Genomic DNA, 9,281 nt, shown 5'->3' on the forward strand with positions numbered 1-9,281 from the left:
GCCGGCGAGCCGCTGGCATCGCTGCTGCGCGAGAGGCAACAGCCTACAGGCCAGTGAGCCAAGATGCCCGCTCCTGGCGAGGGCACTATCGGTAACGGGAGGTGACAGCAATGGCGTTTGAAGGATTGTCCGCCCGACTTCAGAATGTATTCAGCAAGCTGAAGGGCAAGGGCAAGGTATCCGAGGAAGATGTAAGCGAAGCGATGCGCGAGGTGCGGCTAGCGCTGCTCGAGGCCGACGTTAACTTCAAGGTCGTCAAGGAATTCATCGCCAAGGTGAAGGAGAAGGCAATCGGCCAGGAAGTGATGAAAAGCTTCACGCCGGGCATGGTCATCATCGACATCGTCAACAAAGAGCTGACCGAGCTGATGGGCGGCACGCAGAGCAAGTTGGCCAAGGCGAACCGCCCGCCAACCGTCATCATGATGGCGGGTCTGCAGGGCGCGGGCAAGACGACGACGACCGGCAAGCTGGCGAAGCTGCTCCAGAAGAGCAACCACAAGCCGCTGCTCGTCGCTTGCGATATCTATCGACCGGCCGCGATCAAGCAGCTGCAGGTGCTCGGCGAGCAGATCCAGGCGCCTGTCTTCTCGATGGGAGACAAGGAAGACCCGGTCCATATCGCGCGCTCCGGCTTGCAGCATGCCAAGGACAACGGCAACGACTATGTGATCATCGATACCGCAGGCCGACTGCATATCGACGAGGCGCTGATGGAGGAGTTGAAGCAGATCCATGCGGCGACCAAGCCGGATGAGGTGCTGCTCGTCATCGATGCGATGACCGGTCAGGATGCGGTCAACGTCGCAGAGAGCTTCCACCAGCAGCTCGAGCTGACCGGCGCCATCTTGACCAAGCTCGACGGCGATACGCGCGGCGGCGCGGCGTTGTCGGTCAAGGCGGTCACTGGCCTTCCGATCAAATTCGCCGCGCTTGGCGAGAAAATCGACTCGCTGGAGCCGTTCCATCCCGAACGGATGGCGTCGCGGATCCTCGGCATGGGCGACATGCTCTCGCTGATCGAGAAGGCGCAGTCCAATATCGACGCCGAGAAGGCAGCCGAGATGGAGCGCAAAATGCGCAACGCCGAGTTCACCTTCGACGACTTCCTTGAGCAGATGGCCCAAGTGCGGAATATGGGGCCGCTCGACCAACTGCTGGAGATGATGCCTGGCATGAACAAGGTGAAGGGGCTCAAGGATATGAAGGTCGACGAGCGTCAGATCGGTCGCATCGAAGCGATCGTCCGCTCGATGACCAAGGAAGAGAAGACAAAGCCGGAGATCCTCAATCACAGCCGGCGCAAGCGCGTCGCCGCGGGCAGCGGCACGAGCGTAGCCGAGGTCAATCGCCTCATCAAGCAGTTCGACGACATGCGCAAGATGATGAAGCAATTCTCGTCGATGATGGGTCCCAAAGGTCCGAAGGGCGGCAAGAAGGGACTCAAAGGGCTACTCGGAGGCAAAGGCATGAAATTCCCGTTTTAGAGGAGGTTTAAAAGTCCGCTTTTGATCACGAAGTTGTTCAGGAAGCGGGTTCGACATCGATTCTTGAATGCAGGAGAAACTAAGCATATGCTTACGAAGCTAGTTTCCTTCGGAAACTTTTAGGTGCTCACGTAGTTTCCACTACGCTCCGCTCCTCATTTCCTCCTGCCTCCAAGCTTCTCGGTGCTGAAAACCGAACTTTTAAACTTTTATATTAATTTGGGGCCCCCGCAAAGTACTTGAATAAGCTTCGAAGCAATTGCATCACTTTGCGGGGAGTATTTGAAGGAGGTGAAATTTCCATGGCAGTTCGTATTCGTCTGAAACGTATTGGTGCGCATAAATCGCCTTTCTACCGCGTTGTTGTGTCCGATTCCCGTTCGCCGCGTGACGGTCGCTTCATCGAGGAGATCGGTACGTACAACCCGGTTGCACAACCGGCGCAAGTGAACATCGATGAAGAGAAAGCGTTGAAATGGTTGCAAACCGGAGCGCAAGCTTCCGATACCGTACGCAATCTTCTGAGCAAAGCTGGTGTGATGACCAAGCTTCATGAGCTCAAGCAGCAGAAACAATCCTAAAACGCACGTTCAAAAGGAGCCGTCTTGGCCCCTTTTGAACGACCGCGTACTGCGGAGGCCTAGACATGGAAGAATTGATTCTTGTCATAGCTAGGGCTTTGGTGGACCATCCGGATGATGTGCGGGTCGAGGTCAAGGAAGACGATCGCGGCTTCGTGTACGCTCTTTCTGTTCATCCCGAGGATGTAGGGAAAGTAATCGGCAAGCAAGGCCGGATTGCCAAAGCGCTGCGAACAGTGGTCGCCTCGGCGGCTGTCAAGTCATCCAAGCGCGTCATCGTTGACATCGTCTCGTAACATCATAAGGCACGCGGGGTTAGGAGTTGCTCCTAGCCTTTTTTTAAATTTCAAACGTCTGTACATGCAAGGGAGGAAGCGGGATGACGACCGCCTGGTTAAATGTAGGCAAACTGGTCAATACACACGGGCTGCGCGGCGAAGTAAAGATTCTCTCGCAGACGGACTTTCCGGATGTGCGGTTCGCGCCGGGCAGCGAGCTGGCTCTCCACGCCCCGGAGGGCGACCGTGTCGTGCCGTTGACCGTGCAGAGCGCCCGTGAGCACAAAGGCATGTTCATCGTCAAGTGGAAAGGCCTCGACCATATTAATGAAGTGGAGCAATACAAAGGATGGGCGGTCAAGGTCGCGAGAGATGAACAGGTCGAGCTGGAGCCGGACGAATATTACTACTATGAGATTGTCGGCTGTCGCGTCGTCACCGAGGACGGCGAGGAGCTGGGAGAGATTACGGAAATCCTCAGCCCCGGCGCCAACGACGTCTGGGTCGTGGAACGACCGAAGGGCAAGCCCTTGCTGCTGCCGGTTATCGACGAGGTGCTGATCGGGGTCGATGTGCAGGCGAAGCGGGTCACCGTCCGGCTGCTGGAAGGACTGATCTAGCGATGCGGATCGATGTGTTGACGTTGTTCCCGGAGATGCTGGAGGGCGTATTCGGCGCGAGCATCCTCGGCAAGGCAAGGGATAAGGGACTGGTGCAGCTCAACGCTGTCAACTTCCGCGACTATGCCAACAACAAGCACAATACGGTGGATGATTATCCGTACGGCGGCGGCGGCGGGATGGTGCTGAAGGCGGAGCCGATCTTCTCGGCGGTCGAGGACCTGCCGCAGGAGGAGGGCGTGCGTCCGCGTGTCATCCTGATGTGTCCGCAGGGCGAGCCATTCCGGCAAGCGAAGGCCGAGGAACTGTCCCAGGAGCGGCATCTCGTGTTCATCTGCGGCCATTACGAAGGCTATGACGAGCGGATCCGCGAGCATCTGGTGACGGATGAGCTGTCGATCGGCGATTATGTGTTGACTGGCGGCGAGCTGCCGGCGATGGTCGTCATCGACAGCGTCGTCCGTCTGCTGCCCGGGGTGCTGGGCAATGAATCGTCGGCGGTGACGGATTCGTTTAGCACCGGGCTGCTGGAATACCCGCACTATACAAGGCCGGTGGAGTTTCGCGGCTGGGAGGTGCCGGAGGTGCTCATGTCCGGCCATCATGCTCGGATCGAGAGCTGGCGGCGCGAGCAGTCACTGCTCCGCACGCTGGCCCGTCGCCCGGAGCTGCTGGAGCAGATCGACCTGACGCTCAAAGAGCGGCAGATGCTGGAGGCGCTCCGCCAGGGGGAGCAGTCGACCTAATAGCGGGTGCTTGTTCGACTGTATTCCTCTTGGCGGTCCGTCTGGCCGAACTTAGTGACACGGGCCGTTCGATTGCTAGCGGCTCAGAGCTTTGCAAATCGCTCTGAGATGCTGATGCCTTGTCTCCAGTCTGCGCCACCCTCGATAGCCCAGCATGCTTCAAGTACGCCGCGTGCTATACCCCACCGTGCAATGCGGCTACGATCCAGGTTGAGCCGCTGCGATATCATCTCTACGCGACGGTTAAGAACGGTGTTGCTGTCTCCGTCGCGATTGACGTAATTGAGCAAGTACTGTATGGTTTCGAAGTGAATATCGCCTATAATTCCCTTCGGATCGATTACTGCCCAATTGCCCTCGCTGTTTTGCAAAATATTGTCCTGATGCAAGTCGCCGTGAAGAAGCGAGGTTTCGGTGGTCGTCGCGAGCAGCTCCTGCAATATTGCTTCCGCCTCTGCAAGGCAATGATCGGGAAGCGGGCCTTCCGTGCCGAAACGGTTGCGATAACGGACGAAGGCTTCGAACCATCTGCGCATCTGGTGGAAATCGCTCTCCTCGGGGACTCTAAGACTGCGAAGACGTCCAAGCACCTCGCAAAAAATCTCAGTCGACGCTCTGTCATCCAGCATGGCGGACAGCGGCGTACCGGGAAGAACCTGTTCAAGCACAGCGGCGCCGAGCTGATCGTTTCGCTCGATAACCTCGACAGCACCTCTGCCTGCGAATGCGTTCAGGGCTTGCATTTCTTGAGCTAGCTCTTTTCTTTCGATGGATAGCTTGAGTACGATGGGGCGACCCTTTCCAGTCTTGCCGTGGGCAATATAGTTATAAGACAAGTTTTTAAATGGGGCCTCCAGCTTAATGTCAAATTGCGCCTCGCTTCTGGAAATCAGGTCAGGCAAGGAACGAACCCATTCCTCAGCGCGTGAGCCGTAAATGCCTACCATTGTATCATGAAAATTTTCAGGTATTAGGGTCATAAGCTTGCAGCCTCTCCTTTCACAATTTTTGTGCATAGCCGGAATTACAACAGGATGGCTTCACGATAAATTCGACATCGGGGCATCAGATGCCTTTTGATAATTGTCTGTTGTGTTTTGACGCTGGATATGGTAAAATTTCAAATGTTGTCTGTAATAGTCGGGCGGTCCTCTGTCGGCCATGACCCGGCTCCTCGGGAGCCGTCGAGCTTACAAGAACGTCTATGATGGAAGGAGGGAATTGCACTATGAATATCGTACAAGCAATCACGCAAGAACAGCTTCGGAAAGACATCCCTAGCTTTCGTCCTGGTGACACGCTGAAGGTACACGTAAAAGTTATCGAGGGTACGCGCGAGCGGATCCAGCTTTTCGAAGGCGTTGTAATCAAACGTCGCGGCGGTGGAATCAGCGAGACTTTTACAGTGCGCAAAATTTCGTACGGTGTTGGCGTGGAGAGAACATTCCCGGTCAACTCGCCGAAAATTGATAGAATCGAAGTAGCTCGTCGCGGTAAAGTACGTCGCGCCAAGCTGTACTACCTTCGTGAACTGCGCGGTAAAGCAGCCAGAATTAAAGAAATTCGCTAATGAACGACAAGGGGGCTTGCGCAAACAAGTCCCTTTTCGTTTTTTTATTATCGTGATTACATATGCTGAGCAAAGGTAGGCGTAGCTATGAATCAGAACCGAGACGAAGAGCTGAACCCGCAAGAACAAGCGCCTACAGGTACGGATACGGAACCAACCGTTGGCAACGGCAATCCTCCCAAGCCGGCCCGAGCGAAGAAAGAAATCGTGGAATGGATCAAAGCGCTCGCGATCGCGGGGGTGCTTGTGTTTGTTATTCGAACCTTCCTGTTCTCTCCCTTCATCGTCGATGGCTCGTCGATGCTGCCGAGCTTCGAGTCGGGAGAGCGCGTGATCGTCAACAAGATCCTCTATGATATCCGCAGCCCTCAGCGCGGCGAGGTCGTCGTCTTCCACGTGCCAGAGGAGAATCGCGACTTCATCAAGCGGGTGATCGGCGTGCCGGGCGACAAGGTCAGACTCGAGGGTGACAGCTTGTATGTCAACGACGAGCTCGTTGAGGAACCCTACCTGAAGGAAGCGATCGCCCAGGCGCAGAGCGAGGGGCGTTTGTACAACACCGAGGACAATTTCCCCAACAGCCGGGTGACGAGCGATACGGTGCCGGAGGGGATGATCCTGGCATTCGGCGACAACCGTGGCAACAGCCGCGACAGCCGTTCGATCGGCTTCGTCTCGATGGACGAGATCGTCGGACGGGCGGATATTATCTTCTGGCCGATGGACAAGATAAAGATCGTAGACAATGGCTCAATGAGGTGAGTAACTGATGACCATCCAATGGTTCCCGGGGCATATGACCCGAGCAAGACGTCAAATTCAGGAGAAGCTGAAGCTGATCGATATCGTGATCGAGCTGCTGGATGCGCGCGTACCGATGTCCAGCCGCAATCCAATGATTGACGAGATCCTGCTGGATAAGCCTCGACTCATTGTACTGAATAAAGCCGATTTGGCGGATCCACGGGCAACCGACCGGTGGATTTCTTTTTTTGACGGGGAAGGCCACGCTTGCATCGCTGTCGATTCGTCGACAGGGTCGCGGGTCAGCGAGATTCCTGGCCGCGTCCAGGAGATCCTGAGTGCGAAGATCGAGCGGATGCGGAGCAAGGGCATGAACCCGCGCGCGCTACGGGCGCTTATCGTAGGCATCCCCAATGTCGGCAAGTCGACGCTGATCAACCGGCTGGCCGGACGCAATATCGCCGAGACCGGCGACCGTCCGGGCGTGACCAAGGGGCAGCAGTGGATTAAGGTCGGCAAGGAAATGGAGCTGCTCGATACGCCCGGCATCCTCTGGCCCAAGTTCGAGGACGAACTGGTCGGCTATCGTCTGGCGATGACCGGCGCGATCAAGGAGCAGATCCTCAATATCGAGGATATCGCCTACTTCGCGGTGCGCGAGCTGGCCTTCCGGTATTGGGATGCGCTGGAGGAGCGCTTCGGCATCGACGAGCCGCCAACCGATCCAGACAACAATCTGGAGATCGTCCGCGTGATGGAGGATATCGGCCGCAAGCGGGGTTGTCTGGTAAGCGGCGGTCAGGTCGATCTGGAGAAAGCCTCTGGCATCATCCTGCGCGAGCTGCGGGCGGGCAAGCTGGGACGGATTACGCTGGAGGAGCCCTATGCTTGAGTACGAAGAGCGGCTCTGGGGCGAAGGCTACAGCCGGATCGCCGGCGTCGACGAGGTCGGGCGCGGCTGTCTGTTCGGCGATGTCGTCGCCGCCAGCGTCATCCTGCCGCCGGGGGTGGTGCTGGAGGGCGTAGACGACTCCAAGAAGCTGTCCGAGAAGAAGCGCGAGCAGTTGTATGAGATCATCCTCGACCAAGCGCTCGCCTGGTCGGTCGCCCATGTCGACAGCGCGACGATCGACCGGATCAACATCAAGCAGGCAGCGCGTCTGGCGATGAAGCAGGCGGTGCTTGGCCTGTCGGCCACAGATGAGACGCAAGCGCCTGACTATCTGCTCATCGACGCCGAGCGGATCGACGATCCGTTGCCGCAGCTGGCGATCATCCACGGCGACGCGGTCAGCCAGTCGATCGCAGCCGCTTCGATCGTCGCCAAGGTGACGCGGGATCGGCTGTGCAAGGGCGAATGGGACGCGCTCTATCCGGAATACGGACTCGCCATACATAAAGGGTACGCGACCAAGCTGCATCGCGAGCGCATCCTCACGTTCGGTCCAAGCCCGCTGCATCGCCAATCCTTCCTGACGAAGCTGCTGGCGGAGCAGCAGGAGCTGTTCTAGCGAAAGGACAAAAGCGAACATAAGAGGTATACGGGAACTATAGAGACAGGCCAGGCCATCGCGGCTTGGCCTGTCTTGCGTATAATGACGCGTTGCTGCTGGCCTGGCGCGATGGCGCTAACGAAAAGCGGGTCGGCCGACGATATACAAAGTAGTAGATCGCAGTGAGATAAGGAAAGCGGGGAACAGGGATGAATATCGGGGGGATCATGCGCGGCCTGCTAGGCGATCTCCAGGCCGGGGATAGTCGGACGATCGAGCTGAAGCCTGGCCAGACGTTGCGGGGCGTCGTCGTCAATCTGCTCGAGGGCGACGAGGCGATCGTCCAGCTCGGCGGGCAGCAGGTGCGCGCCAAGCTGGAGTTGCCACTCCAGCCTGGGCAGTCGACGATGCTGCAGGTGCAGGCAGAGACGCAAAATGGCATCGTCGTCCTGCGGCCGGTCGACCCGGGCAGCGCGCAGATGCCGGAGGCGGCAATGCGGGATCTGATTCGCAGCCTCGGGCTGCCGGACAAGTCATGGTCGCGGCAGCTGATGCTCGATATGAAGCGTGAGGGCGTGCCGCTCAATCGCGAGCTGGCTGCTGCCTTCACGCAGGCGTCGGCGGAGATGCCGAAGCAAGCCGACCCGCAGCAATGGCTGCAGGCGGCAGCACTCGCCTTCAAGCGCGGACTGCCGATGACGGCGACGACGATCTCGGCGCTCCAGCAAGCGATGTTCGGCCGTCCGGCGCATGAGCTGCTGGACGGTCTGCAGAGCCAGCTGCGGGCGTTCCTGGCGGGAGCAGACACTGTTGCAGGGGCTCAGCAGGGAGGCTCCGGGACGCAACAGCTGGCCACGCGTCTGTTGGCGCTACTGGAGCAGGGACTGCCGTTGCTGCGTCTGGCGGCCGAGTCTGGCCAAGGCGGGCAGACATCGCCAGGCTCGTCAGGAAGCGCGGGGGCTGCCGTTAATGCGGGGCAGGGCAACGCCGGCTCTGCCGTGCAGGGGAATGCGGCATCGGCGTTGCCGGGAAATGCGGCTTCAACGGGATCAGGGAACGCGGCCGCTGCGCCAGCGGGAGCCGGGGCAGCGGGGCTAGGTGCGGCTGTTGGGCAAGGCAATGCTGCGTTGACCACGCCGGGGAATGCCGGTTCGGTCTCGCAAGGGAATGCGGCGGCAGGCGCTGCTGGCGCTGCGGGCTCGAATGCGGCAGCGCAGCAGGCGCCAGGCGCGTCGATGAATGGCGGGCTGTCGGCGGCAAGCCTGCCGGGCGGCGGAGCGTCAGGGGCAGGGATGACGGCGGTAGGCTCGCCGTCCAATCCGGCTGGCTCGGCGATGAGCGTCGGTCAGTCAGCTCCCGGCAGCGCGAGCGGTCAGGCTGCCGGAGCGGGGAATGCAATGGCGAGCCAGACGCCGTCCGCTGGTAGCGGCGCATCGGCGGGCTCCGGCGGGCCGAGCAGCAGCGTTGCGCTGCCAGGCAGCTTGGCTGGAGCTGGCTCGCCAGCTGGCGTTGCCGGACAGGCCGCGAGCGGCTCGGCGAGCGCAGGGGGCGCCGCTGCAGGCGCGGCGGGCGCAGGTGCCCCGACCGGGGCCTCCGGCTGGGTCGGGGAGATGCTGCGCTGGCTCGGCGTGGATCACGAGCGCCAGCTGCTCATGCGCCCGGCCCCGGGCTCCGCTCCCGGGGCCGCAGGGGCCTCCGCCGGGGGAGCGCAGCCTCCGGCGACCTCCGGCGCGGACGGGCAGGCGGCTGCCGCCCGTCCCGC

11 protein-coding genes are annotated in these 9,281 nt (G+C 59.6%); 10 read left to right on the plus strand and 1 reads right to left on the minus strand.

Annotated elements, in window-relative coordinates; genetic code table 11:
• The first annotated feature begins 110 nt into the window (after positions 1-110).
• The 5 genes from ffh (at position 111) to trmD (ending at position 3,712) form a co-directional block, all read left to right on the plus strand.
• Positions 111-1,487 carry a signal recognition particle protein gene (gene ffh / locus PA598K_RS00985; RefSeq protein ID WP_128655043.1) on the plus strand — a complete coding sequence of 459 codons (1,377 nt, stop codon included), beginning with the start codon at positions 111-113 and terminating at the stop codon, positions 1,485-1,487.
• A 302-nt stretch (positions 1,488-1,789) separates the two neighbouring features.
• Positions 1,790-2,068, plus strand: a complete 279-nt coding sequence (gene rpsP / locus PA598K_RS00990) for a 30S ribosomal protein S16 (RefSeq protein WP_128655044.1) — start codon at positions 1,790-1,792, stop codon at positions 2,066-2,068.
• 65 nt (positions 2,069-2,133) lie between these two features.
• A complete protein-coding gene (locus PA598K_RS00995; protein ID WP_128655045.1) occupies positions 2,134-2,364 on the plus strand; it encodes a KH domain-containing protein in 231 nt (76 codons plus the stop codon).
• Positions 2,365-2,447: 83 nt separating this feature from the next.
• Complete coding sequence (gene rimM / locus PA598K_RS01000) at positions 2,448-2,966, plus strand: ribosome maturation factor RimM (RefSeq protein WP_128655046.1); 519 nt, start codon at positions 2,448-2,450, stop codon at positions 2,964-2,966.
• A 2-nt stretch (positions 2,967-2,968) separates the two neighbouring features.
• Positions 2,969-3,712 carry a tRNA (guanosine(37)-N1)-methyltransferase TrmD gene (trmD, locus tag PA598K_RS01005; RefSeq protein WP_128655047.1) on the plus strand — a complete coding sequence of 248 codons (744 nt, stop codon included), beginning with the start codon at positions 2,969-2,971 and terminating at the stop codon, positions 3,710-3,712.
• A gap of 83 nt (positions 3,713-3,795) precedes the next feature.
• Here trmD and PA598K_RS01010 read toward each other — a convergent pair whose 3' ends face one another.
• Positions 3,796-4,692: an aminoglycoside phosphotransferase family protein gene (locus tag PA598K_RS01010; protein ID WP_185601400.1), complete on the minus strand. Its 897-nt coding sequence runs from the start codon at positions 4,690-4,692 to the stop codon at positions 3,796-3,798.
• Between the two features lie 248 nt (positions 4,693-4,940).
• Between PA598K_RS01010 and rplS the strand changes: the two genes are divergently transcribed.
• The 5 genes from rplS to PA598K_RS35865 form a co-directional block, all read left to right on the plus strand.
• Entirely contained in the window at positions 4,941-5,282 is a 342-nt protein-coding gene (gene rplS, locus PA598K_RS01015; protein ID WP_128655049.1) for a 50S ribosomal protein L19, read from the plus strand.
• 87 nt (positions 5,283-5,369) lie between these two features.
• Positions 5,370-6,044, plus strand: coding sequence for a signal peptidase I (gene lepB / locus PA598K_RS01020; protein ID WP_128655050.1), 675 nt, complete (start codon positions 5,370-5,372; stop codon positions 6,042-6,044).
• Positions 6,045-6,051: 7 nt separating this feature from the next.
• On the plus strand, positions 6,052-6,918 hold the full coding sequence (ylqF, locus tag PA598K_RS01025) for a ribosome biogenesis GTPase YlqF (RefSeq protein WP_128655051.1): 867 nt from the start codon (positions 6,052-6,054) through the stop codon (positions 6,916-6,918).
• Entirely contained in the window at positions 6,911-7,537 is a 627-nt protein-coding gene (locus PA598K_RS01030) for a ribonuclease HII (protein WP_128655052.1), read from the plus strand. The genes ylqF and PA598K_RS01030 overlap by 8 nt, the downstream gene beginning before the upstream one ends.
• Positions 7,538-7,728: 191 nt before the next feature.
• Positions 7,729-9,281: hypothetical protein (locus PA598K_RS35865; RefSeq protein ID WP_185601402.1), on the plus strand; the 1,553-nt coding region annotated here is incomplete at its 3' end.

Origin of the sequence: Paenibacillus sp. 598K, from assembly GCF_003851045.1 — a bacterium.
Classification (GTDB): Bacteria; Bacillota; Bacilli; order Paenibacillales; family Paenibacillaceae; genus Paenibacillus_D.